The organism is Tenebrionibacter intestinalis, assembly GCF_016632365.1.
GTDB lineage: Bacteria > Pseudomonadota > Gammaproteobacteria > Enterobacterales > Enterobacteriaceae > Tenebrionibacter > Tenebrionibacter intestinalis.
In genome coordinates, this window is record NZ_JAEPBH010000176.1 from 1 (window position 1) to 439 (window position 439).

Below are 439 nucleotides of genomic sequence, written 5' to 3' on the forward strand. Positions count from 1 at the left end.
CTCGCTTAGGGCTGTGTCCATATTACGTGGGTAGGATCAGTACCACCCCTTTTCCTCGAAAACATTTCTCTTTGCAGGCGGTATTTTGATACCGCCCACACAGATAAAATACGCACAACTAATATTTAAAACCAAAGCTTAAAGAAATAGGTGCTACTGAAGAAAAACTTGAAGCGGCAAGAGAAAAAATGCATCAAATAAACATAGGTCAGGGGTGGTATAAATGACAATTAATGTTAATAGGTTAATCGAAAGTATTGGAGTTGCTTACCAGGAGATTTATGAAAGAGGGTTGATACCTTATAAATCACAGCCATCAGGTTTCTCAGGTGCTGATAAAATTGAACTAGATATGAAAAAAGAAGGGGTTTACTTATCCTTTCTGAGGGAAGGGAGGATACTAAATAGCTGCGCCTAATACCGCTACACTTTTACCAAC

Annotated in this window: 1 protein-coding gene; it reads left to right on the forward strand. The window is 38.7% G+C overall.

Features of this window, described 5'->3' with window-relative positions; all coding sequences use genetic code 11:
- Positions 1-223 precede the first annotated feature (223 nt).
- Positions 224-418: a DUF6392 family protein gene (locus JJB97_RS18370; RefSeq protein WP_238715527.1), complete on the forward strand. Its 195-nt coding sequence runs from the start codon at positions 224-226 to the stop codon at positions 416-418.
- The last annotated feature ends 21 nt before the right edge of the window (positions 419-439 follow it).

Bases quoted from the DNA above. Each gene is read 5' to 3' on its own strand.
- JJB97_RS18370 (WP_238715527.1), top strand. From the start codon at position 224: ATGACAATTAATGTTAATAGGTTAATCGAAAGTATTGGAGTTGCTTAC.